The sequence below is a fragment of the Bacteroides sp. 1_1_14 genome (genome assembly GCF_000162515.1).
Taxonomy (GTDB): Bacteria; Bacteroidota; Bacteroidia; order Bacteroidales; family Bacteroidaceae; genus Bacteroides; species Bacteroides thetaiotaomicron.
This window is the reverse complement of record NZ_GG774711.1, coordinates 1-25,028: the sequence shown is the minus strand read 5'-3', so window position 1 is coordinate 25,028 and position 25,028 is coordinate 1. Positions and strand designations below refer to the sequence as shown.

Annotated in this window: 21 protein-coding genes and 1 rRNA gene; 4 read left to right on the top strand and 18 right to left on the bottom strand. The window is 43.7% G+C overall.

Annotated elements, in window-relative coordinates:
• Position 1 precedes the first annotated feature (1 nt).
• The 6 genes from HMPREF9007_RS04055 to HMPREF9007_RS04080 all read right to left on the bottom strand — a co-directional run bounded on the left by HMPREF9007_RS04055 (position 2) and on the right by HMPREF9007_RS04080 (position 6,637).
• Positions 2–1,318: an alpha-L-fucosidase gene (locus HMPREF9007_RS04055; RefSeq protein ID WP_008763216.1), complete on the bottom strand. Its 1,317-nt coding sequence runs from the start codon at positions 1,316–1,318 to the stop codon at positions 2–4.
• Positions 1,319–1,435: 117 nt separating this feature from the next.
• A complete protein-coding gene (locus tag HMPREF9007_RS04060) occupies positions 1,436–2,707 on the bottom strand; it encodes an adenylosuccinate synthase (RefSeq protein WP_008763215.1) in 1,272 nt (423 codons plus the stop codon).
• Entirely contained in the window at positions 2,704–3,192 is a 489-nt protein-coding gene (locus tag HMPREF9007_RS04065; protein WP_008767710.1) for a transcriptional repressor, read from the bottom strand. The genes HMPREF9007_RS04060 and HMPREF9007_RS04065 overlap by 4 nt, the downstream gene beginning before the upstream one ends.
• Before the next feature lie 163 nt (positions 3,193–3,355).
• The gene (locus HMPREF9007_RS04070) at positions 3,356–4,021 is read right to left on the bottom strand and encodes a DNA alkylation repair protein (protein ID WP_008763213.1); all 666 of its coding nucleotides are present in this window, start codon (positions 4,019–4,021) and stop codon (positions 3,356–3,358) included.
• A gap of 8 nt (positions 4,022–4,029) precedes the next feature.
• Positions 4,030–6,078, bottom strand: coding sequence for a dihydrofolate reductase (locus tag HMPREF9007_RS04075; RefSeq protein ID WP_008763212.1), 2,049 nt, complete (start codon positions 6,076–6,078; stop codon positions 4,030–4,032).
• Positions 6,079–6,172: 94 nt separating this feature from the next.
• Positions 6,173–6,637, bottom strand: coding sequence for a helix-turn-helix domain-containing protein (locus tag HMPREF9007_RS04080; protein ID WP_008763211.1), 465 nt, complete (start codon positions 6,635–6,637; stop codon positions 6,173–6,175).
• A 268-nt stretch (positions 6,638–6,905) separates the two neighbouring features.
• Between HMPREF9007_RS04080 and recQ the strand changes: the two genes are divergently transcribed.
• Positions 6,906–8,711 carry a DNA helicase RecQ gene (gene recQ, locus HMPREF9007_RS04085; RefSeq protein ID WP_008763210.1) on the top strand — a complete coding sequence of 602 codons (1,806 nt, stop codon included), beginning with the start codon at positions 6,906–6,908 and terminating at the stop codon, positions 8,709–8,711.
• A gap of 148 nt (positions 8,712–8,859) precedes the next feature.
• Here recQ and HMPREF9007_RS04095 read toward each other — a convergent pair whose 3' ends face one another.
• From HMPREF9007_RS04095 to cysK, 3 genes are read right to left on the bottom strand one after another with little or no spacing between them, the layout of a single operon-like run.
• Complete coding sequence (locus tag HMPREF9007_RS04095; protein ID WP_008763208.1) at positions 8,860–9,948, bottom strand: acyltransferase; 1,089 nt, start codon at positions 9,946–9,948, stop codon at positions 8,860–8,862.
• Between the two features lie 48 nt (positions 9,949–9,996).
• Complete coding sequence (locus HMPREF9007_RS04100) at positions 9,997–10,815, bottom strand: tetratricopeptide repeat protein (protein ID WP_008763207.1); 819 nt, start codon at positions 10,813–10,815, stop codon at positions 9,997–9,999.
• 10 nt (positions 10,816–10,825) lie between these two features.
• Positions 10,826–11,776 carry a cysteine synthase A gene (cysK, locus tag HMPREF9007_RS04105; RefSeq protein WP_008763206.1) on the bottom strand — a complete coding sequence of 317 codons (951 nt, stop codon included), beginning with the start codon at positions 11,774–11,776 and terminating at the stop codon, positions 10,826–10,828.
• 88 nt (positions 11,777–11,864) lie between these two features.
• On the opposite strand from cysK, the gene HMPREF9007_RS04110 reads away from it, so the two are divergent.
• Genes HMPREF9007_RS04110 through HMPREF9007_RS04120 form a run of 3 tightly spaced genes read left to right on the top strand, consistent with a single transcriptional unit; the run spans position 11,865 to position 15,055 of the window.
• The gene (locus HMPREF9007_RS04110) at positions 11,865–13,700 is read left to right on the top strand and encodes an alkaline phosphatase family protein (RefSeq protein WP_008763205.1); all 1,836 of its coding nucleotides are present in this window, start codon (positions 11,865–11,867) and stop codon (positions 13,698–13,700) included.
• Positions 13,701–13,739: 39 nt separating this feature from the next.
• Positions 13,740–14,417, top strand: coding sequence for a lipid A 4'-phosphatase (lpxF, locus tag HMPREF9007_RS04115; protein ID WP_008763204.1), 678 nt, complete (start codon positions 13,740–13,742; stop codon positions 14,415–14,417).
• Positions 14,418–14,425: 8 nt separating this feature from the next.
• Positions 14,426–15,055 carry a class I SAM-dependent methyltransferase gene (locus tag HMPREF9007_RS04120; protein ID WP_008763203.1) on the top strand — a complete coding sequence of 210 codons (630 nt, stop codon included), beginning with the start codon at positions 14,426–14,428 and terminating at the stop codon, positions 15,053–15,055.
• A 5-nt stretch (positions 15,056–15,060) separates the two neighbouring features.
• On the opposite strand, the gene HMPREF9007_RS04125 is transcribed toward HMPREF9007_RS04120, so the two are convergent.
• The 9 genes from HMPREF9007_RS04125 to rrf form a co-directional block, all read right to left on the bottom strand.
• Positions 15,061–16,380 carry a DUF4784 domain-containing protein gene (locus HMPREF9007_RS04125; protein WP_022470324.1) on the bottom strand — a complete coding sequence of 440 codons (1,320 nt, stop codon included), beginning with the start codon at positions 16,378–16,380 and terminating at the stop codon, positions 15,061–15,063.
• 204 nt (positions 16,381–16,584) lie between these two features.
• Complete coding sequence (gene leuB, locus HMPREF9007_RS04130; RefSeq protein ID WP_008763201.1) at positions 16,585–17,646, bottom strand: 3-isopropylmalate dehydrogenase; 1,062 nt, start codon at positions 17,644–17,646, stop codon at positions 16,585–16,587.
• A 35-nt stretch (positions 17,647–17,681) separates the two neighbouring features.
• Entirely contained in the window at positions 17,682–18,668 is a 987-nt protein-coding gene (locus HMPREF9007_RS04135) for a hypothetical protein (protein WP_032850701.1), read from the bottom strand.
• Between the two features lie 136 nt (positions 18,669–18,804).
• Positions 18,805–20,334 (bottom strand): alpha-isopropylmalate synthase regulatory domain-containing protein, encoded by a 1,530-nt coding sequence (locus HMPREF9007_RS04140; protein WP_008763199.1) that lies wholly within the window; start codon positions 20,332–20,334, stop codon positions 18,805–18,807.
• Positions 20,310–20,912 carry a 3-isopropylmalate dehydratase small subunit gene (leuD, locus tag HMPREF9007_RS04145; RefSeq protein WP_008763198.1) on the bottom strand — a complete coding sequence of 201 codons (603 nt, stop codon included), beginning with the start codon at positions 20,910–20,912 and terminating at the stop codon, positions 20,310–20,312. The genes HMPREF9007_RS04140 and leuD overlap by 25 nt, the downstream gene beginning before the upstream one ends.
• 42 nt (positions 20,913–20,954) lie before the next feature.
• Complete coding sequence (gene leuC, locus HMPREF9007_RS04150; protein WP_008763197.1) at positions 20,955–22,349, bottom strand: 3-isopropylmalate dehydratase large subunit; 1,395 nt, start codon at positions 22,347–22,349, stop codon at positions 20,955–20,957.
• A 77-nt stretch (positions 22,350–22,426) separates the two neighbouring features.
• The gene (locus HMPREF9007_RS04155) at positions 22,427–23,923 is read right to left on the bottom strand and encodes a 2-isopropylmalate synthase (RefSeq protein ID WP_008763196.1); all 1,497 of its coding nucleotides are present in this window, start codon (positions 23,921–23,923) and stop codon (positions 22,427–22,429) included.
• A 396-nt stretch (positions 23,924–24,319) separates the two neighbouring features.
• Positions 24,320–24,562, bottom strand: a complete 243-nt coding sequence (locus HMPREF9007_RS04160) for a hypothetical protein (protein ID WP_008763195.1) — start codon at positions 24,560–24,562, stop codon at positions 24,320–24,322.
• Positions 24,563–24,685: 123 nt separating this feature from the next.
• Positions 24,686–24,796 (bottom strand): 5S ribosomal RNA (gene rrf, locus HMPREF9007_RS04165).
• Between the last annotated feature and the right edge of the window lie 232 nt (positions 24,797–25,028).

Below are 25,028 nucleotides of genomic sequence, written 5' to 3'. Positions count from 1 at the left end.
ATTAGTCAATTGTAAGTTCTACAACGTAATCAATATCTTTTGGTATCTCTGTAAACTCCAGCAACACGCCTTCTTTATTTTTAGTGAATCGGACAGGTGTGCCGTTCTTAAACAGTACTGCCTTCTTCACCTTCTTATCTGCCAAAGGCAGGAACAGGGCTTTATCCTGCAAATTCAGAATATGCACATACAGCTTGTTTCCTTTCTGCGTCGTCACTCCCCAATCATGCGGAGCAACCGTACCGCCACGGGTTCCATAAATCGTTTCACCATATTGATTCATCCACTCTCCCATTTCTTTCAACCGCTGTACGGCTACTTCCGGAAGCTCTCCGTCGGGCTGAGGGCCGATATTCATCAACAGGTTCGCATTCTTTCCGGCTGCCTTTACCAGATAATGAATCAGTGTCTTCGTTGATTTATAATTCTGATCCGTAATCTTATATCCCCACATACCATTCATCGTTTCGCAGGTTTCCAAGGGCAGGTGACTTACACTTTGTCCGGAAAGTCCTGCGGTATTTTCTCCGGGCAGGTCACGTTCGAATATCTGAATGTCTTCACCGGCGAAAGGAGTCTGATGATGGTTATTTCCTATCAGGCAGCCCGGCTGTAGTTTATGGATCATGGCATATTGTTCCGGCAATTCCCAGTTAAAGCCGGGGTTTCCATCCTGATCCCACCATCCGTCAAACCAAATGGCTCCTACCGGACCATAATTAGTCAGCAGTTCCGTCAGCTGATTGTTCATGAACTGATAATAGCTTTTCCAGTCTCCTTGCGGATTCGAACGTCCTGTACCCCGTCCTGTACGTCCCCAAGGATAATCTTCCCGCGTCCAGTCAAGATGAGAATAATAGAAATGAAGTTTGATTCCCTGTTTGCTACAGGCTGCTGCCAGCTCCTTAATGATATCCCGCTTAAAGGGAGTTGCCTTCACGATATTGAAGTCCGAATATTGGGTATCGAACATGGAGAAGCCGTCATGATGGCGGGAAGTCAGACAGATATATTTAGCTCCCGATGCTTTGATGGCAGCCACCCACTTATCCGCATCAAACTTGGAGGGATAGAAACCGCCTGCCAGTTTGGCATACTCTTTATAATTCAGATTATTATTTGTCATAGTCCACTCACCGGTGGCAAGCATGGCATACAGTCCCCAATGAAGGAAAATACCGAATTTATTATCCTGAAATTCTTCACGGGCTTTGAGGTTTTCTTCACCAGGCTGGTAAGAAGACTGTGCGTGGAGCCGGGAGGAGATTCCCAGACTCATACCTACTAATAATAGGAAAGTGATGAAATGTGTTTTCATAATGCGTTATAGTTAATATTGGGGGTAAAGAGAAAACAAAAAGGCGGAGTCATTTCCATTTCTCCGCCTCTCATTAAGTTATAGAACAAAGTTATTCTAGGAATAGAATAACATTTCTTATTCTTCAGTATAACGTTCGATTGTCTGTGCTCTGTCCGGTCCGACAGATACAATCTTGATTTCCACACCAAGTTGTTCTTCCAGGAAAGTCAGATAAGCATTGAATTCTTCCGGGAATTCATCTTCGCTCTGCATCTTTGTCATATCTGTCTTCCAACCCGGCAGTTCTGCATATACAGGCTCCACACCTTCAGTGATATCATATGGGAAATAATCAATTTCCTCGCCATCTACCTTATAAGCAACACAAGCCTTGATGGTATCGAATGTATCGAGCACGTCGCTCTTCATCATGATCAGTTTGGTAACACCGTTTATCATAACGGAATATTTCAGAGCTACCAGGTCAATCCATCCGCAACGGCGTTTACGTCCTGTTACAGAACCGAATTCATGTCCCAATGTACACATCTTGTCACCAGTCTCGTCGAACAGTTCTGTCGGGAACGGACCGGCACCTACACGAGTACAGTATGCCTTGAAGATACCGAACACTTCGCCGATACGATTCGGAGCTACTCCCAGACCGGTGCAGGCGCCTGCACAAACCGTATTGGAAGAAGTAACAAACGGATACGAACCGAAATCGATATCAAGCATCGTTCCCTGAGCACCTTCGCAAAGAACGCTTTTGCCGTCTTTCAGATAATTGTTAACCTCATGCTCACTGTCTACAAAATGGAACTGTTTCAGATATTCGATACCTTCCATCCATGCTTTTTCCAGTTCTGTGAGGTCATATTCGTAGTTCAGACTCTTCAGGATTTGTTCGTGACGAGCTTTCGCCGCACCATATTTCTGTTCGAAATTATGAAGGATATCACCTACACGAACACCGTTACGGCTAACTTTATCCGTATAAGTAGGGCCAATGCCTTTACCGGTTGTTCCTACTTTCGCATCTCCCTTGGCTGCTTCGTAAGCAGCGTCCAGTATGCGGTGTGTCGGAAGGATGAGATGAGCTTTCTTAGAAATGTGCAAACGCTCTTTCAATGGGTGTCCCGATGCTTCGAGTGCCTCAGCTTCCGCTTTGAACAATGCCGGATCGAGCACTACACCGTTACCGATAATATTTACCTTATCTCCCTGAAAAATACCGGAAGGAATAGAACGAAGTACATACTTCTGTCCTTCGAACTCAAGTGTATGACCGGCATTCGGACCGCCCTGAAAACGAGCGACCACATCGTACTTAGGTGTTAATACGTCGACTACTTTGCCTTTACCTTCGTCGCCCCATTGTAATCCTAATAGAACATCTACTTTCATTTTTCTTTTTTATTGTTGTTACTGACTTTTTTCCGTTTATTAGCTCTGTCGCACTTGCTGCACAATCCATATATATATAAGGAGTAATGCGAAAGTTGAAAGCGGCTTAATTTTGTATTTTCGATGGCATGCTGCAATTCCTCGTTCTGAAACTCAGTCACTTTACCACATTGAGTACATATCTGATGATGATGCGTCTCGCGATTGTATGATTTTTCGTATTGGGAGGAAGTGCCGAACTGATGCTTGATGATCAGCCGTGCATTGATCAACAGAATGATAGTATTATAAAGAGTCGCCCGGCTCACCCGGAAATTCTCCTGATCCATCATCCGTGAATAGAGCATATCGATATCGAAGTGTCCGTCGATGGAATAGATAGTTTCGAGTATGGCGTAACGTTCGGGAGTCTTCCGATGCCCGTTCGCCGTGAGATATTCTGTGAATATCTGCCTTACTGTATCTTTCACATTTTGAGTTTCCATCATCAGCACAAAATTAGCGCGAACAAAGTTAAGCCTTTTTTGTGGAAAGCAAAAGAATTTCTGAGAAATAAGTAATAAGTAATAGGTAATAGGTAATAACCGTAGTTACTTAAAATACCATCCGGCGAATGCCCGCATGGTATTACCTATTACTTATTACCTATTACTTATTCTCCACTTCTTCTTTTACCATATTATAGAGCATCTGCTCCGCTTCCACTGTGGAATCTGCCATTCCTTCAACCATCCGGCAAACACGGAAAGCGTGTTCTTCGTTATGCTGCATATACTTACGGATAGCCAGAAGAGCTGCATTCCGCACATGATAGCTTTCTGAATGAACAGCGCAAAGTGCCTGGTCGAGCAATTCGCCGGAGGCTCTTTCTGTCATATCTCCCTTTTTCATCAAAAGACGGGCAGCCGTCAGGAAACCGCAAGTCTGCACATATTCCTGTTCATCAGCCATCCAATGAAAAGATTTAGCAGGGGCATACGGCAAATGCTGGAAAAGATTCATACAGGTCAGTTCCGCAATCTCTATGTTACGGATACTTTCTACCCAGATATCAGCTATTTCGGGATAAAAGGTATCCACAGGCTGCAACATGGCTGCCATGATTTTGCATTCGCGAATGTCTTCTTTCCACAATGCCTGCGCCAGGTCATGGTTCTTTTCATACCCTTCGGCAATCATCTTTATGCGGGGGATTTCGACTCCGAAATTGAGTTTGTATACCAATCCCTTCTCACGCATACTTTGGGACACAGCCCCGTTCATAGAGAGACGGAGCTGTGTTTTGATATCCTTCAGTTGTTCTTTTATATCCATTTTCAATATTAATTATTTACGGAAGGCAACGGAGAATAATCTTTGCTGTAGCGCAACATTTGTTCTACATAGTCTTCATCATAAGACACGGTAACGTCCGTGATATTTCCATCCTTGTCAGTCACCAGTTCATAAACCGGATTTATAAAACCTTTGTAAGGAGCCAGATTCAGTTTCTTATAGCGTGCCAATACTTCGGCGTGCAAAGCAGGATCAACCTTCACGGCATAATTTTCGACCAATGTACGGGCACCCTCAAAATCACCGGTCGATTTGATTCGCTGGATTTCAGCCAGCAGTTCACCAAACAACTGACGGACTTTCTCATAATCATTGACTACAACATAGGTCTTTCCGTCCTTCTTCACCATTTCGACCACTTTGTCAGGAGCACCTTTCTCAAATACCCAGCGGGCAATCAGCTGGCGGTTGCGCATATGAGCTTCTTCGATATTATTTCCCGGTTCGATACGTACAAGCTGAGTCATCAGACCGTTCATCAGGAAAGTATAATATTCAGCTTTATAAGCCTCCGCATCCGGAACAAGTTTCAGTTCCACCAGTTTCGGGTCGGCCACATAATACAATCCGAACAGGTCGGCACGTGCTTCTTCTATAGTGGAACCATACGCTTTCAAAGCGTCAGGGTCTACTCCCGGAAGCAATTTGCCCGAACCATGTCCCAGACATTCATGTAAGTCTGTATGAAGTTCACCTGTCAGGTCGCCATATTGGTCGATCCGCTGTCTCTCTTCGTCATTGCAGACAAACTCTTCATTGAACCCGTTACCGTGGGCAGCTTTATTATAAGCATCTGTGATATTGCCGATAGTAACTGACTTAGAGCCGTGATGGGCACGAATCCAGTTAGCGTTCGGAAGATTGATGCCGATGGCAGTTGCAGGATATAAGTCGCCGGCAAGAATAGCGGCAGTGATCACCTTGGCAGATACCCCTTTTACCTTTTCCTTTTTGAAAGATTTATCAACCGGCGAATGATCTTCGAACCATTGCGCATTGCTGCTGATAATCTCTGTGCGGTGCGTAGCACCCAAGTCTTTGAAGTTGACCAGTGATTCCCAGCTGGCTTTCACTCCCAGCGGATCGCCGTAACTTTCTGTAAAGCCATTAACGAAGTCAATTCTTGAATCAAGGTCTTTCACCCAAAGGATAGCATATTCATCGAAGTCTTTCAGGCTGCCTGTTTCGTAAAATTGAATCAGTTTGCTGATCACAGCTTTCTGTGCATCATTTTCGGCAACAGTTTCCGCTTTCTTCAACCAGTACACAATCTTTTCAATCGCCTGAGTATAAAGTCCGCCTACCTTCCAGACTTTTTCCTGTATTTTCCCATCTTCTTTCACCAATCGGCTGTTGAGTCCGTAAGAAACCGGAGTTTCATCTTTTGGGTCTTTCATTGCTCCGTAGAAGCTTTCCGCTTCCTGCTGAGTGACTCCGTCGTAATAATTGCAGGCAGAAGTCAGCACCAAGTCTTCACCGTCCGCCTGATTTACACGCTTTGCCAGGATAGCCGGATCAAACATAACCGGGAAGAGCTCATCACAGAGTTGTTCGGCAGTCTGTCCTTCTGATAACGGAAGTAATTGGGCGTCCGTTCCGAGCACTGCCTGTTTCAAGAAGTCCTGCGAGAAACCGGGCACAAACTTTTCCATGCCGTAATGATGATGAATACCATTGGAGAACCATACCCGTTTGAGGTACACTTCCATATTTTTGAAGTCGGGAGCCGACTTGTCTCCTTTATAATTGGTGTAAACGGCTTCGAGCATCCGACGGATTCTCAGGTTATACTTTCCGTTCTGATCAAACAGGATGTCGCGTCCTTCCAGCGCAGCCTGAGTCAGGTAATAAACCAGTTCTTTCTGTTTCAGCGTCAAGGTTTCGAATTCGGGAACCTTGTACCGCAATATTTGTAAGTCTGCAAATTGTTCCACTGTATAATCAAATTTATCTGCCTCAGCAGTTGTTGTTTTGGCCCCACCGCAGGATGCAAGGATCGTAGCGGTAACTGCCATCGAAATAAAATGTTTTTTCATAATTACTGATATTGATTAATTAAATAAGAAAAGGAATTATCCCCGAACTTTTCATTCAGAGGTAATTCCTTTTGGTCAGTATCGGAAAACGCAATTACTTCTTACTTTCAGCGTGTTTCTTGCGATATCCGTTAGGAGTTTCACCTACGTTCTTGTAAAATGCAGCGTAAAAAGATTGACGATTTGCAAAGCCAACCATTGCACTGATTTCTTCCACATTCTTGTCGGCATAACGCTTGTCTGTCAACAAATGCAGAGCGTCTTTCACTCTGTACTCATTCAACAAACAAGAGTAGTTCATACCAAAACGAGAATTCACTACTGCAGAAAGGTAGCGAGTATTGGTCTTCAACTCTTTAGCCAAATCTTTAGCTGAATAGTCAGGATCTTTATACTTCTTCTGAACTACTACAATGTTCAGAATCTTGTCATACAACTCGTCTGCCAGTTCCGGTCTGATTAATGACCGATATGCAGCCTTCTTTTCTTTCTTTTCCCTCAAATTGTAGGGACGTTTCTTTGGAGCTTCCTCCGCTTTTTTGTTCTCTAAATCACTCATTGAATTAACTGGTTAGGGTTTGTTTATTTGTTATTAATTGCTCATTCGCAACGTTACATGTTACAAATGTCTTACTTTTTTTTTAAACACACAATTATTTTGTGCATTTTTTTCTAATAAAACAATCAAAAACCTTGAAAAAGAGGAATTAAGGGTGAATAATAAGAAACTTTAACTCTTGGGGCATTAAAATCAAAACAGAAATCGAGACATGATAAAGATTGCTAAAGAAAAGCGTACCTTTGCCACAAAGTTTAAACAAATGTTGATGAAAGAAACTCTAAAATCATATTTCGGTTATGACAGCTTCCGACCCTTACAGGAAGAAATCATCCGCCACCTGTTGAACAAGCAGGATTCACTGGTACTGATGCCCACCGGAGGAGGTAAATCGATCTGTTATCAACTACCTGCATTGCTTTCTGAAGGAACGGCTGTAGTGGTCTCCCCGCTTATCTCACTGATGAAAGACCAGGTAGAAACATTGCAAGCCAACGGCATCGCAGCAGGAGCACTCAATAGCAGCAATGACGAAACGGAAAATGCCAATCTCCGCCGTGCCTGTATCGAAGGACGCCTGAAACTGCTTTATATTTCACCGGAGAAGCTGATAGCGGAAAAGGACTATCTGTTGCGGGATATGAGTATTTCGCTCTTCGCAATTGACGAAGCCCACTGTATTTCCCAATGGGGACATGACTTCCGTCCTGAATATACACAAATGGGAATGCTCCATCAGCAATTTCCGCAGGTACCGATTATTGCATTAACGGCAACAGCCGACAAAATAACCCGTGAGGATATAATCCGACAGTTGCATCTGATACAGCCCCGGACGTTTATTTCTTCTTTCGACCGTCCCAACATCAGCCTGGACGTAAAACGCGGTTTTCAGGCAAAAGAGAAGAATAAAGCGATTCTGGAGTTTATCCATCGCCACAGAGAAGAAAGTGGAATCATTTATTGTATGAGCCGTAATAAAACGGAAACTGTAGCACAAATGCTGCAAAAGCAGGGAATCCGATGCGGTGTCTACCATGCCGGATTGTCTCCGCAGCATCGGGACGAGACTCAGAATGACTTCATTAATGACCGTATTCAGGTAGTATGCGCCACCATTGCTTTTGGTATGGGAATTGACAAATCGAATGTCCGATGGGTTATTCATTATAATCTTCCTAAAAGTATTGAAAGTTTTTATCAGGAAATCGGGCGTGCCGGACGGGATGGCTTACCAAGCGATACTGTATTGTTCTATTCACTGGGCGATCTGATCCTGTTAACTAAATTCGCCACAGAAAGCAACCAACAGACAATCAATCTGGAAAAGTTGCAACGTATGCAGCAATATGCAGAAGCGGACATCTGCCGCAGAAGAATCCTGCTGAGCTATTTCGGAGAAACCTCAACAGAAGATTGTGGCAACTGTGATGTCTGTAAAAACCCTCCACAACGCTTTGACGGTACAGTCATCGTACAAAAAGCGTTGAGCGCCATAGCTCGTGCAGAACAACAAATAAGTACAGGGATATTAATTGATATTCTTCGTGGAAGTTATTCGGCAGAAGTTACGGCAAAAGGATATCAGGAATTAAAGACGTTTGGCGCAGGAAGAGACATACCACCTCGTGATTGGCAGGATTATTTACTTCAAATGCTACAACTAGGCTATTTCGAAATAGCCTACAATGAAAATAACCATCTCAAAATCACTCCAAGCGGAAGTAACATTCTTTTTGGAAAAGCGAAAGCAATGCTTGCCGTGATTCATCGGGAAGAAATCGTCACAGGAAAAGGGAAAAAGAAGAAGGTGGTCATCGCAAAAGAACTTCCTTTCGGTATCCCCGGTGGAGAAAACGAAGATTTATTCGAAGCACTACGGGGATTGCGGAAACAGATTGCCGATCAGGATGGCCTTCCGGCATATATCGTTCTATCGGATAAGGTGTTGCATCTGCTCAGTATTTCACGGCCGACTACCATCGAAGCATTCGGAGAAATCAGTGGTATCGGAGAGTTTAAGAAGAAGAAATATGGAAAAGAGTTTGTGAATCTGATTAAGCAGTTTGTATAATAATGTATTGAGCCGTCCCATCGATTTACCTTTAATAAAGAGTAACTTATTCAAGCGTAACCAGGAAGGACCATATAATAAGATGAGTAAACAAAAAAGGGAAGCAATCGCTTCCCTTTTTTGTTTAATTCAAGAACATCCGATCTATTTAGCCTATAATCCATTTACTGCCCGGTATGAATGAGATAATCTTTGTCGTTATATAACAGCAGACAAATGTAGTCACTGCAATACATGGGATGGCGGCAACAGTAGGCAGTTCCAGCGTATTTTTGAATACTGTCGCCCATAACCCGAGCCAGAATATATGCATAAGGTACATACCATAGCTAAGTTTCGACATATCTGTTACGAAACGCGGAGCTTCCGGCCGATTTATACAAGTGAAGAGAAGGAATGTACCCGCTGTAAGAAGTACACAGTTAATCGTACAGAAAGCCCATCCTATTTCTATGACAGGGGTAGAATGAGTAATTCCGGGAATAGCCTGTATATAGAATGAGTAAATAGTCAGCGCAGCCCCGGCAACCATTGAAATGAGTCCTACAATGAAACGTTTGGAGCGATCCCATTTTAAGTGTACACGTATGTAGTGTGCCAACACAAGATATCCAAGATAACCTGAGAAATACCACAACATATGGTATTCGTTCCAAAAACACTGTCCCCACACTTCACCAAACCAGCGATTGAAGTACGGCATACACGTTGATAACAGGAACAGTCCTATGAAGAAACGTTCTTCTTTTGCAGTGGCTTTACTCAACCAAGGAGATATAATAGGTATAAACAGGTAAAGACTTATCAGAGGATACATGAACCAAAGGTGTCCTGCAAGCGTCGGGAAGTTCAGGAATATTCGAGACATATCCTTTATTGATGTCTCGCTGTCTATCTGTCCCCACAACATCGGCAGGATACTATAAAGTATCATAAATATAAAAAACGGTGGCAGGATATGAGTGAAGCGTCGGCGGTAGAACTGCCATGAAGTCTGTCCCTCCTTCATCGGTACCAGCAGATAAGCAGAGACAATCATAAACAATGGTACTGCCATGCGTGAGAAACCGTCGTACACGGCCACCCACAATCGGTCTGCTTCACTGGCTAAAAAAGATTGCGGTCCCGCCATGTCCGTAGATCCGGCAGCACCATAAAAGTTTTCACTGGCGTGTACCACCATAACGAGGAAACATGCGAACACGCGCACGTAATCTAAAAAAACAATACGTTTCATTTTCTGTTTGGGTATTAGTTAGTAGTAATATGTTTTAAGTTTTATCTTTTATTTACATTGTTTCAGCTGCTCGTGCAAATCAGCAGGAGGTATGCCCAACGAAATAGCTTTTTCAAAGTCCATTTTAGCCAATGCTTTCTTTTTCTGTGTCAGATAAATATTGCCACGCAACAAATAGGCATCCGCCGAAGAAGGATTCAGACGAATAGCTTCCTCCAAATCGACCAAAGCCAGATCTTCATGCTTCATCTCCCGTTCCACATCTGCACGGGCAATGTAAAGAGTCGCGTCTTCGGGAGTTGCCGTAATCATCTTATTAAGAATTTCGAGCGCTTCCTTGAATTTTCCTTCTTTCTGTTCCAAGGTAGCCAGCCCAAGCCGACCGCTATAACTTTGCGGGTCAATCTCCAACAAGCGATTATAATCGATTCGTGCCGCGGGGTAATCCCTCCGGAGCACATAGATATATGCCCGCATCAACAGCGCTTCTTTATTCTGTTTATCTTCGTCAAGTACCTGACAATAATCGGTATAAGCACGGTCTGTATTCCCCATTTCCAGATTAATCGCAGCTCGGTCCAGCAGAATAGGTACTGCCAATGGAGCAAAGTTCAGCGCAAAAGAATAAGATTCGAGCGCCTTGTCATATTCACCCAACCGACGCTGTACCAATCCCAGATTGGAAAAAAGCATAGCATTCTTTGCATTCTTCGGCTCCAGTTTCAAAGCTTGCAGCAGCAGTTCTTCAGCTTTGGAAAGACTATCCATTTCGATATATTCAATCGCCTTTTCTGATAATTGCTGATAGGTCTGCGCACACAGGGCAACCGGAAAGCTAAGAAATAAAATTAAAATAATTCTTATCATGATTCAAATATTAATCCAAAGGATAGGCATCAAAAGCGAACAACTCGGTCGACAGATAGCGTTCTCCCGTATCAGGTAACAACGCAACGATTTTTTTGTTCCTGAACTCCGGACGCTGTGCCAACTGTCGGGCTGCATATACGGCCGCTCCCGAAGAGATTCCGGCCAGCAAACCTTCTGTCGCAGCCAGCTCTCGCCCCGCACGAATGGCTTCGTCATCGGGCACACCGATCACTTCATCCACTACAGAAGCATCATAAAGTTTCGGAATAAAATTCGCCCCGATTCCCTGTATGCGGTGTGGTGCTGCCTGACCTCCTGCCAATATGGGGGAAGACGCAGGTTCAACCGCAACGATATGAACATCCGGATTATGTTTTTTTAAGGCGCGCGCCACGCCGCAAATCGTACCTCCGGTTCCTACTCCGGCAACGAACACTGCCACTTCACCATCCGTATCCCGCCAGATTTCTTCTCCTGTTGTCCGCTCGTGGACAGCAGCGTTCGAAGGATTTTCAAACTGTTGCAGGATCACCGATCCGGGGATACTATCACGCAACTCCTGCGCCTTGGCAATAGAAGCAGCCATCCCGCCCAAGCCATCTGTCAGCACAATCTGCGCCCCCAGTGCTTTCAACAGATTTCGCCGTTCCAGGCTCATCGTTTCGGGCATAGTCAATATCAGGTGATACCCTTTAATGGTAGCTACCATCGCCAGTCCGACTCCCGTATTTCCACTGGTCGGTTCGATAATGGTGGCACCGGGTTTCAGTGCCCCGCGAGCCTCCGCATCTTCAATCATAGAAAGAGCGACTCTGTCTTTTACGCTTCCCGCCGGATTAAAAGCCTCCAGTTTAGCGATAATATTCTGATTAAGACCATACTTTCCACTATATCCGGAAAGTTCCATTAGAGGTGTATTACCCACTAAATCTGTTAATTTATTCGCAATTTTTGCCATCATTCACCTCGTTTTATCAGGTTGATGCGCAAAGATACAGAAAAGAATTGTACCTTTGTCTCCGTTCAATATTTTTAAGTTTATAGATATGAAAAAGAGAATCCTGCAATTTCTCACGACTTATTTTTTGTTCGTTCTTCTGTTTGTCCTTCAAAAACCTATTTTCATGGCTTACTACCATGAACTCTATACAGACGCCTCAATCGGCGATTATTTCAGCGTGATGTGGCACGGCTTGCCGCTGGATTTCTCACTGGCAGGATATCTGACTGCCATCCCAGGCTTCCTGCTTATCGCTTCCGCCTGGACAAAATCTTCCATACTACGCCGCATCCGGCAAGGTTACTTCGGAATCATCGCTTTTGTGATGTCCTGCATCTTCATCATCGATCTGGGCTTATACGGTTTCTGGGGATTCCGGCTGGATGCCACCCCGATCTTCTACTTCTTCTCATCTCCGAAAGATGCCATGGCAAGCGTCAGCTTCTGGTTCATATTACTCGGAATCCTAGCTATGCTGATCTATGCAGCCATCCTCTACGGTATTTTCTACGCCGTACTTATCCGGGAGAAAGCACCGTTGAAGATACCTTATCAGCGGCAGTATGTATCTCTCGTCCTTTTATTACTGACAGCTGCGCTCTTCATTCCTATCCGTGGCGGTTTTTCCGTATCGACAATGAACCTGAGCAAAGTATACTATAGCCAAAACCAACGGATGAATCATGCAGCCATCAATCCGGCATTCAGTTTTATGTATTCTGCTACCCATCAAAACAATTTCGATAAGCAATATCGGTTTATGGACCCGAAAGTTGCAGATGACCTGTTGGCCGAAATGCTGGATAAACCTGTGGCAGCAACAGACAGTATCCCGCAAATTCTAAATACTCAACGCCCGAATATCATCTTTATTATCCTCGAAAGTTTTTCTACACACTTAATGGAAACAATGGGGGGACAGCCGAATGTAGCAGTGAATATGGATAAATTCGGAAAAGAAGGAGTGTTATTCACTAATTTCTACGCAAACAGTTTCCGGACGGATCGAGGACTGGCATCTATTATCAGTGGTTATCCCGGTCAGCCGAGTACCAGCATTATGAAGTATCCCGAGAAAACGGACGGACTTCCTTCCATTCCTCGCAGTCTGAAAAATGCCGGATACAGTTTGGAATACTATTACGGAGGGGATGCAGACTTCACCAATATGCGCTCTTATCTGGTTTCATCGGGTATTGAGAAGATTATCTCCGAGACAGATTTTCCTTTGTCCGAACGTCCGGGCAAATGGGGAGCGCCGGATCATGCGCTTTTCCAACGTTTCCTGAAAGACCTCAAGGAAGAGAAGCAACAGGAACCTTTCTTTAAAATCGTGCAGACATCAAGCAGTCACGAGCCGTTTGAAGTTCCGTTCTATCGGTTGGACGATAAAGTGCTGAATGCTTTCGCCTATGCTGATAGTTGCGTAGGAGATTTTGTGAGACAGTATAAGGAGACACCGATGTGGAAGAATACACTGATCGTACTTGTACCGGATCATTTGGGAGCTTACCCGCGTCCGGTAGAAAATCCGCTGGAAGGGCATACAATTCCGCTAATACTGATCGGAGGAGCCGTAAAAGAACCACGAGTGGTAGACACATACGCTTCGCAGATCGATATTGCCGCTACGCTGCTTTCTCAGCTCGGATTGCCGCACGATGACTTTACTTTCAGCAAGAATATCTTTAACCCGTCTTCTCCCCATTTCGGATATTTCACGGAACCGACCCTGTTTGGCATGGTGACTGCGGAAAATCAATTAGTGTACAATCTGGATGCCAACACCGTCCAGATAGATGAAGGGACAGAGAAAGGGGCCAATCTGGAAAAAGGAAAAGCCTTCCTTCAGAAACTATATGATGACCTGGCTAAGCGATAAGATCAGACAAATCCATATTTTAATAATACGATTTATTTTATGATAGAATTTCTTTCGGATATAGACACCCAACTGCTTTTGTTCTTCAACGGAATACATTCGCCTTTCTGGGATTACTTCATGAGTGCATTCACAGGTAAGGTTATATGGGTCCCGATGTATGCCAGTATCTTATATATACTGCTCAAGAATTTTCATTGGAAAGTGGCTTTGTGCTATGTGGTAGCGATCGCCCTCACTATCACGTTTGCCGATCAGATGTGCAATAGTTTTCTTCGTCCGCTGGTAGGTCGCCTGCGTCCCTCCAATCCGGAAAATCCGATAGCGGATTTGGTTTACATCGTGAATGGAAGACGAGGAGGAGGATTCGGTTTTCCTTCTTGTCATGCAGCTAATTCTTTCGGACTTGCCATATTTCTGATTTGTTTGTTCCGCAAACGCTGGTTAAGCATATTTATCGTACTTTGGGCATTTACCAACTCTTATACACGCCTGTATCTGGGATTGCATTATCCCGGTGATTTAGTAGCAGGAGCCATTATCGGTGGATTCGGAGGTTGGCTGTTCTACTTTATCGCCCATAAGTTAACGGCACGACTTCAATCAGACATTCCTGCTCCTGGAAAGGGCGCCGGAATGAAACAAACGGAAGTTATGATCTATACCGGATTGCTGACTTTAGCAGGCATTATCATCTATTCCATCGTGCAAAGTTAGTTTATAACATGGGCAAAAGAAATATCATCCATAAGTTATTCCACAATCTCAAAAAGCCTGAAGGCTTTTGGGGAAGAGTCATTCTCCGGGAAATGAACAAACGACACACTTTGCTTTCCGAATGGGGAATGTCACATATAGTATGGAATAAGGAATGGAATGTGCTCGACATTGGTTGCGGTGGCGGAGCCAATCTTACACAACTGATGCGTCGCTGTCCGCAAGGAAAAGCATACGGCATTGACATTTCACCGGAAAGTGTCCTTTTCGCACAGAAGAAAAACAAGAAATATCTTTCCACCCGCTGTTTTATAGAACAAGGCACGGTAGACACACTGCCTTATACCGATGAAATGTTCGACGTGGTCACTGCCTTCGAGACGGTTTACTTTTGGAACGATCTTCCGAAAGCATTCACCGAAGTAACACGGGTATTAAAGCGGAACGGACATTTCCTGATTTGCTGCGAACTGAATAACCCGTCAGTCAAAACTTGGACAAATCTGATTGACGGGATGATTATTCGTTCTTGCGATGAATTGAAATCCAGACTCTTGCAGTCCGGCTTTGTCTCCATTGCTTCATATAAGCATGAAAAAGGGCCTTTGTGCATAGTAGCCCGGAGAAGAGCTGAGTAATAACCTTATCGGGCTAATACGATTTCTGAATAAGGAAATCCGCCCCCTGGATATAATGACTCCCAGCTACCTTTTAGTAAATCATATACATAAATCAGCCTTCCATTCCGACTACCATCAAACAATACATAAAGCTCCTGTTTCTTAAAATCATCCGAAACAAGTGTGGCTACTGAACACGCAGCATTAGGGAATGTGGTGAAAGGTTCATCCAGCATCTTTGTAGTCGGGTTCCATAGCCTAAATTCTGTTCCATCTCCCTCTGTTATTGTAGCACCATTTCTCTTCGATACGATATATCCGCCAACACGTGTATATTTAGCCGTTCCCATACCTTCTACAGGCTTAACTATCCAAAAAGGGATCAATGCCACAGCCTCTATCGGTTCGCCAACATATATACTTTTCTCTTCTATATTTTGCCCGTTCAAGACTACTGGTGAAAAAGTTCCATCGCCGTCATCAGCCGAACAGAGTATATTTCCATCACTCATTTGTATACAGGGATAACGTGACAATGCTTCAGCCTTCATCCCTTCGGGCAGCAGAAAACCATAATCAGGTTTCTCCGGCACATACATTCTGGTATAGGGCATCACATTAACTGTTTTAACAAATAAACGGTCTCCGCCTTGATATACCCCAAATACAGAGTTAGCGGTCGCTATCCCCATTGTTACAAGCTGATCAGCTCCCGGTTTTTCCCAATAGTTCATAGAAAGATCATAAAGTCCGGTCGTACGGCGATCATCCTTCGTCCATACTCCACTAAGGCTCCAGCTTCCGGGAAGGTTGACTACACAAGAGAAATCCTGATTGTCTGCAAGTCGTACTATCTCTGCTGTCTGAGGCTTTTCAAGATTGATGTATTCGATAGCATGAGGACGGTGGGTATTGGAACGGGAATTAATGATACCATAAAGCTGAAAATCTTTGGGTGCCTGTCCATCCGCCACCGAAATCTTTCCTAAAGACATCATTTGACCGGAGCGGCGTAACAAGATCTCCGTTGTAGAAGCAGGCCAGTGTCCGGGAGCCAGAAAAGTAATGCTCGTAGCTGTCTTTTCCGTTATAACACCCCGTCCCCCTTTAGCATATCCTTCATGCAGCACTTCGTCTTGAAGCGGCCAGCGAATATCGAACATGATTTCATCATTGTCCTGAAATCCTTTCGCCATTATCGTTACCTTTTCACCGGGCTTGAATACTGTTCCCGAAGCAGGCATTACAACATTGGTCACTAAAATCGGTTGTTCGTCTTTGTCATCAGAACTACACGCTGCAAGCAGTAAACCCAACAGTAAGAATAGATAATTTTTTGTCATAGCACTTGTGTATTAATCTGTGCAAATGTACTGTTTTTCATTAGCAAATATCTTACTCTTTTACTTTTTAACAGTCCGACTAGTTTTTTCTCCCAACGGACTCATTTTCTTCAGTAAAAAAACAAAGAAACGGAATGAACAAAAAAGAGGCTGAACTCCGTTTTAAGAATCCAGCCTCCATATATTTTATTCAGAATGATCTGTTTAAGCCTTCTTGATATAGTCAACAATCCACTGTCCGACTTCCTTTGTACCGTATTTGGCACCATCGGCTACTTGAATTTCCGGTGTACGCACGTTTTCATCCAGTGATGCATCAACCGCCTTACGAATCAGTGCACCTTCTTCTTTGCAGTCGAAATATTCAAATAACATAGCTAGAGACAGAATCTGTGCCAACGGGTTTGCAATATTCAAGCCCTTTGCCTGTGGCCATGAACCATGAATCGGTTCAAATACCGGAGTACTTTCACCGGTAGAAGCTGAAGGAAGCAATCCCATAGAGCCGCTGATAACGGAACCTTCGTCAGTCAGAATATCACCGAATGTATTTTCAGTCACCATCACGTCAAAGAAAGCTGGTTCCTGGATCATCTTCATGGCAGCATTATCCACAAACATATAGTCAGTTGTCACCTCCGGATAATTGGGAGCCATTTCCTGTGCAATCTGACGCCACAGACGGGAAGAAGCCAGAACATTTGCCTTGTCTACCACAGTCAGGTGCTTTCTGCGTTTCATTGCATATTCAAAAGCAACTTTCAGGATACGTTCAATTTCCGGACGAGTGTAGTAGTTTGTATCGTATGCTTTATCATTATCCTGATATTTCTCACCAAAGTACATACCGCCGGTCAGCTCACGGATGCAGATGAAATCCGCATTCTCAACCAGTTCCGCACGCAACGGAGATTTATGGATCAGGCATTTGAATGTCTGTACCGGACGAATATTAGCAAACAATCCCAATTTCTTACGCATTGCCAGCAATCCCTGCTCCGGACGAACTTTCGCAGTAGGGTCATTATCAAACTTCGGATCACCTACGGCCGAAAACAAAACAGCATCTGCATTCTTGCAAACCTCATATGTTTCTTCCGGAAACGGATCACCTACTTTATCAATCGCATCTGCACCGCAGATTGCATATTCGTAACTTACTTTGTGACCAAACTTCTCGCAAACGGCACTCATTACATCTACACCTTGTACCGAAATCTCCGGTCCGATGCCGTCGCCTGCTAATACAGCAATTTTAAAATCCATGTTACTTTTCTTTTTATCTTTTATACTACTCAAAGTTAATTAATCTCTGTCATATCGGAAGCATCAAATGCATACCGATGCTCTTCTAATATATGTATATTCATTTCATCACCAGGAACAACCTTTTTTTCTCCTGTATTCGTTCGAATAGTAAAAGAAAATTCCTCAGCCAATAAAGTATAGTCGTAACCATAGCAACCGTAAAAGAAAGCATTTCCGTTCATATCCGCAGTAACAGGTAATGTCTGATCTTCTAATGGTTCATACTGTCCCGATGAATAACGGTGGTATCCCATAGGAACAAACCTTGGACAAGCAAGAGTTACTGTTGCCCCCGGTTCTGTTATCACTCGTAAGCAAAAACCCGACAAGACAAGTCTCTGAGGATGCCAGTCCAATGTATTCATATCCTCTCTAACTTCATAGTCTGCCAGGGAAGCCCCCCATCTGCCATAATTTCCAACTGCATACGTGTCTTTACGTACAAGAGGCCAAGTATAAGATCCCCATTTATCGGAAACTTTCTCACCGGGAGTATAATAAACATTAATCCAGCAATTTGACACACCGTCGGGAATGACCAGACGTCCGTCATTCGTTACCATCTTTAGTTCAAAATCATAAGCGGGTATATCCCCGCCAACTCCATGAGAAGCCACCGTCCGTTTGACACATAATTGTCGTTTGGAATCCAGCTTCCATTTATATACTCCACCCTTAGTTTCAGTATATACGGCATAAGTTGCAAACTGGTAATCAATAAAATCCTCTCTGGATTCACCCATTAAGGTACAGTTTACTATTACTTCATCTCCCGGTTGCCATCCCGGTGTATTATTATCGTCATTCCCCGTACATATATTGACTTTCTCCCTTACTCTATTCGTATATTCATAAATCCACAACGGATCCAGTTGCAAATTTACATCAACAATTCGTCCGGGATATAATCCTTCGTCACCACTCTCCACATCTTCATCACTATCACAAGCACTTACGACTATCAATAAAAGTGCTGCCATTGAAATCATTTTCACCCACCTCTTTTCAATGTTCATTATTATTCATTTTAAAGTTTAATCTGGTCTTCAATCAACAAACGGCACAATTTATAAAAAATAGTTCAGATAATGATGAATCGCAACAAATAAAATCAACTTATTCTTCAAGTAGATTCAACATCTTCATTGTTGCTTTGATGGCAGCCTCCGTCTGGTCGGCATCAAGTCCACGGGTACGGAACACCTGTTCGTCATAGTTCCAGGTAATTACTGTCTGCACAAATGCATCCGTACGCCCACCCGGTGGGATAGATACCGCATAATTCGTCAACATGGGGAATTTACGTCCTAACGTCACTTTATAAATTTTGCGCAACGCACGTACGAAAGCGTCATACTGACCATCGCCACTTGAACTTTCTTCGTATTCCTTTCCGTTTATTTCAATCTTTAAAGTCGCCATCGGTTTCAGACCGTGAGCCAGATTTACAAAATAACTCTTCAGCTTGACCTTCTCGCCTATCGCCCCGTGTTTCAATACATCCGATACAATATACGGCAAATCCTCCTGGGTCACCAATTCTTTCTTGTCCCCCAGTTCAATGATTCGCTCCGTTACCTTGCGCATGGCATCTTCATCGAGTTCCAGTCCCAGATCTTCGAGATTCTTACGGATATTTGCCTTTCCACTTGTTTTTCCTAAAGCATACTCACGCTTACGTCCGAAACGTTCGGGAAGTAAATCATTACAATACAAATTATTCTTATTATCGCCGTCGGCGTGAACGCCTGCAACTTGTGTAAAGACATTCTCTCCCACAATCGGTTTATTGGCAGGAATCACAATACCGGAATAGGACTCTACTACCCGACTGACATCATTCAAGCGGCTTTCGTCAATATTGGTCATTGCATTGAAATGATCTTTCAGAATAGCCTGCACACTGGAAAGGGGTGCATTACCGGCCCGTTCGCCAAGTCCGTTGATCGTAGTGTGCAGTCCTCTGACACCGCTCAACACGGCAGCCAGCACATTACTTACCGCCAGATCATAGTCATTATGCGCGTGAAAATCAAAATGGGTATTCGGATAACGCTTCTTCATCTTCCGCATATATTCTATCACCTGCAGCGGGTTCAGGATTCCCAATGTATCGGGCAACATATAACGTCTGATACTTGTCTGCTTCAAGCCATCCATCAACTGAAACACATATTCGGGAGAATCTTTCATTCCGTTACTCCAGTCTTCCAGATATACATTCACTCCGATATCCTGTTCATCTGCGTAATGTACTACGTTGATAATATCTGCGATATGTTCTTCGGGAGTCTTTTTCAATTGTTGGGTGCAATGTTTCAATGACCCCTTACAAAGAAGATTGATGACACGGCACCCGGTACGTTGTATCCAGTCCACCGAAGTATGACCGTCCACAAATCCCAACACTTCCACTTTCTGAAGCAGATTGCGGCGGGCTGCCCAATCACAAATCATCTTCACGGCTTCAAACTCACCTTCCGATACACGTGCTGAAGCAACCTCTACCCGGTCTACCTTCAAATCCTCCAATAGTAAACGGGCAATCATTAGTTTCTCATGGGGCACAAAAGATACTCCGCTGGTTTGTTCACCGTCACGGAGCGTTGTGTCCATGATCTCTATTTTGACGCCTTGTTTTCCCATTCTTCTATTTTATTTTTATTGCTTAGCAAGAAGTCTATGTCATCCAGTCCGTTCATCAGACAAAGTTTCTTATAAGCGTTGATTTCAAAATGTTCACTCTTACCCGTTGCTTTATTAGTGATGGTCTGTTCGGGAAGGTTCACTTCCACTTCCATCTTCGGATCAGCAAAGATCGAGTCGAAGAGTTCCTGCAAAAATCCTTCAGTAACAACTACCGGAAGTACGAAGTTGTTCAACTCATTATTTTTGTGAATATCGGCAAAGAAGCTCGATACTACCACACGGAAACCATATCCGGCAATCGCCCAGGCTGCGTGTTCGCGGCTGGAACCCGAACCGAAGTTCTTTCCTGCCACCAATATCTGTCCGCTATATGTAGGATCGTTCAGCACAAAATCTTTGTTCAAGGAACCATCGGCATTATAACGCCAGTCACGAAACAGGTTATCACCGAAAAACTTCTCTTCACGAGTCGTTGCTTTCAGAAAACGTGCCGGAATAATCTGGTCAGTATCTACATTCTCTAAAGGAAGGGGTACACAAGTACTTGTTATTATATTAAATTTTGTCTTAGCCATCTTTCTGTTTACAATTTAAATATTTACAAATTACGATTGAAATTACATCAGTTCACGCGGGTCGGTAATCACTCCTGTCACCGCAGCGGCAGCAGCAACCAACGGGCTGGCCAGTAAAGTACGGGCACCCGGTCCCTGACGACCTTCAAAGTTACGGTTGCTGGTCGATACTGAATATTTTCCTGCAGGAATCTTGTCATCATTCATCGCAAGGCATGCTGAACATCCCGGCTGACGGATTGCAAATCCCGCTTCAGTCAATATCTTGTCAATTCCTTCCTTACGAATCTGGGCATCAACCATCCATGATCCCGGAACCAGCCATGCGATTACATTATCCGCTTTCCTGCGTCCCTTCACCAGAGAAGCGAATGCGCGGAAGTCCTCAATACGGCCATTGGTACAAGCACCCAGGAATACGTAATCAATCTTTTTACCCAGTAACGATTCACCCGGCTGGAATCCCATATATTCCATCGATTTTTTGAAAGAAACCTGTGCAGCCTCTCCCATTCCTTCCGTAGTAGGAATGTTTTGCGTAATTCCCATTCCCATTCCCGGATTGGTTCCATACGTAATCATCGGCTCGATATCCGCTGCATCAAAACGGACCTCCTGATCGAATACGGCGTCATCATCGCTCTTCAGCGTTTTCCAGTATTCCATAGCCTGATCCCATGCTTCCCCCTGCGGAGCATTCTCACGTCCTTTGATATATTCGAAAGTCACTTCATCCGGAGCAACCATACCACCACGTGCTCCCATTTCAATAGACAGATTACAAAGAGTAAGACGTCCTTCCATAGTCAGATTGCGGATGGCCGAACCTGCATATTCCACGAAGTAACCGGTAGCTCCGCTGGTAGTCATCTTAGACATCATGTACAGAGCGACATCTTTCGCAGTCACTCCTTTACCCAGTTCGCCATCTACGGTAATTCGCATTGTTTTCGGTCTTGACTGAAGGATACATTGTGAAGCCAGTACCATTTCCACTTCACTGGTACCGATGCCGAAAGCGATAGCTCCCATTGCACCGTGAGTAGAAGTATGCGAGTCACCGCAAACAATCGTCATGCCCGGCAGTGTCAGTGCACGTTCCGGACCTACCACATGGATAATTCCGTTTTTAGGATGCATCATACCGAAATGGGTCAGACCGAAATCTTTCGCATTTTTCGTCAGTGTATCCACCTGAGTCTTGGAGATCGGGTCTTCAATCGGTTTATCCTGATCATGTGTCGGAGTATTATGGTCGGGCATACAGAATACCTTTTCCGGACGCAATACCTTGATGCCACGCTCGCGCAATCCGGCAAAAGCCTGCGGACTGGTCACTTCATGACAATATAAACGATCAATATAAAGTTGTGTCGGCCCATCTTCCACCGTAGTCACCACGTGGGCATCCCATATTTTATCAAATAATGTATTCATCTGTTATATCTATTTTTACTATGTATGATTTATAATTAATGCAGGGTACGTATTTCAATACCACTTTCGCTGTTCCTTTATGCCTTGAATTTATTAATACAGTCAATATAAGCTTCTACCGATGCGGCTATAATATCCGTATTTGCTCCGAAGCCATAATAAATCTGATTATCATATTCCACCTGCATATGAACCTTACCTACATCATCACTTCCCTTGCTAATAGCCTGAATAGTGAATTCTTTCAATGTCATGTGACGATCTACGATCTTTTTCAGAGCCTTGATGGCAGCATCCACCGGACCATTACCACTCGCACAAGCTTCAAACTTCTCACCGGAAATATTCAGTCCCAGACTAGCAACCGAACGTACACCGACACCACTTGTCACCTGCAAATACTCCAACTTAATACGATGATTCTGGCTGCGGTCTGCTCCTGCCAATACCAATACATCATCATCATTGATATCTTTTTTCTTATCGGCCAGTTTCAGAAACTCCTCATATACCTTATCCAGTTTTTCCTGATCCAGGTTAACTCCCAACAACGACAGGCGATTCTTCAATGCCGCACGTCCGCTACGGGCAGTCAGTACGATAGAGTTATCATCGATGCCTACATCATGCGGATCGATAATCTCGTAAGTTTCTACATTCTTCAACACACCATCCTGATGGATACCCGATGAATGGGCAAAAGCATTGCGACCTACGATTGCTTTATTCGGCTGGACAGGCATATTCATCAAACTGGATACCATACGGCTGGTCGGATAAATCTTCTGTGTATTGATATTGGTCTGAATATCGATCTCATGATGACTCTTGATAATCATTGCGATTTCTTCGAGAGCGGTATTTCCAGCACGTTCGCCGATACCGTTAATGGTCACCTCTACCTGACGGGCTCCATTCAGAACACCAGCAATCGTATTTGCTGTTGCCATTCCCAAATCGTTATGACAGTGAGTAGAAAGAATCGCGTTATCAATGCCGTCTACATGATCAATCAAATATTTAATCTTTGCACCATATTCGGAAGGCAGACAGTAACCCGTTGTATCCGGTATATTCACCACTGTCGCTCCCGCTTTGATAACCGCTTCTACCACACGTGCCAGATATTCATTGTCCGTACGCCCTGCATCCTCTGCATAAAATTCCACATCATCCACAAAACGACGTGCATACTTCACTGCTGCTACCGCGCGTTCGATAATCTCTTCCCGATTGGAGTTGAATTTATATTTAATATGAGAATCAGAAGTACCGATACCTGTATGGATACGTTTATGCTTGGCGAATTTCAAAGCGTCTACCGCTACATCAATATCCTTCTGAACAGCACGGGTCAAAGCACAAATAGTGGGCCAAGTCACCGCTTTAGAAATTTCAATCACAGAATTAAAATCTCCCGGGCTGGAGATGGGGAAGCCGGCTTCAATTACATCGACCCCCAAAGCTTCGAGTGCCTTCGCTACCTGAATCTTCTCCACTGTGTTCAACTGGCATCCCGGAACTTGTTCACCATCCCGAAGGGTGGTATCAAAAATAAATAACCTATTGTCCATCTTCTATCATTTTATGTTATTATTGGCTCAAAAAAAAACCTTTCACACTTGGAAGTGAGAAAGGCTTTCGTATATTTTCAGTATACACATTTACGCGCAGCACTCACTTCCACTAACCTTTGATAGTAGAATAATAATACCGCATAGTAGAATATGTATAAACATCTGATTCATTTTTTGTCTCTTTTATAGTTTGACGGTGCAAAGGTATGGATTATTTCTGTACTACCAAATAATACGTTACTTTTTTATCGAAAATAATTTCATTTCATAAGTTAAAGTCGGTTATTAGCAGAAAAGTATTACTAATAAAGCCCCGTATTTCATCAAACAGAAAAAGGGGCATAGTACGGACACACTATACCCCCTTTTAATTTATCGTTCTAAATCAATAGATTACTTTTTATCACAGCATTCCTTCTTTTCTGTGCAATCAGCTTTCTTATCGCAAGCAGTAGCACAAGAGTCTTTCGCCTGGCAGCAAGAGTCAGTTGCTTCAACAGCAACAGCTTCTACAGTTTCAACTGTTGCTTCTTCACCTTCAGAAGCGGCAGCGTTATTAGCTTTGTTACCAGAACAAGAGATCACAGCGAAAGAAAATGTTACTGCTACAGCAGCCAAAAAAAGTTTTGTTTTCATACCTTTTAATTTGCTTTAAACGTTTAATAAAATAATTGTCGTCGGCAAATATAGCTATTTTTTCCTAAACTGCCAAAACAAGAAATCCCCGCCAATCAATAAAGACTGGCGGGGCTTCTCTAAAAATGGCGGCTACCTACTCTCCCACTGTTACGCAGTACCATCGGCGTGACGAGGCTTAACTTCTCTGTTCGGAATGGGAAGAGGTGGAACCCTCGTGCTATAACCACCTGAATTTCTTCAATTGACAATGGACAATTGACAAATGACAATTATCGCAGCTGTCATGATAAGTTATGACATGATAAAAAGTAAAATTCAAGTATCTGTTAATCTAATTGTCAATTGTCATTTGTCAATTGTCAATTAAAAAAGCTAAACGTATATATCGCGATCCGCACCGTCCGAAAGAAGTGAACGGGCAATTAGTAATGCTCGGCTTTTGATGTTACCACCTTTTACACCT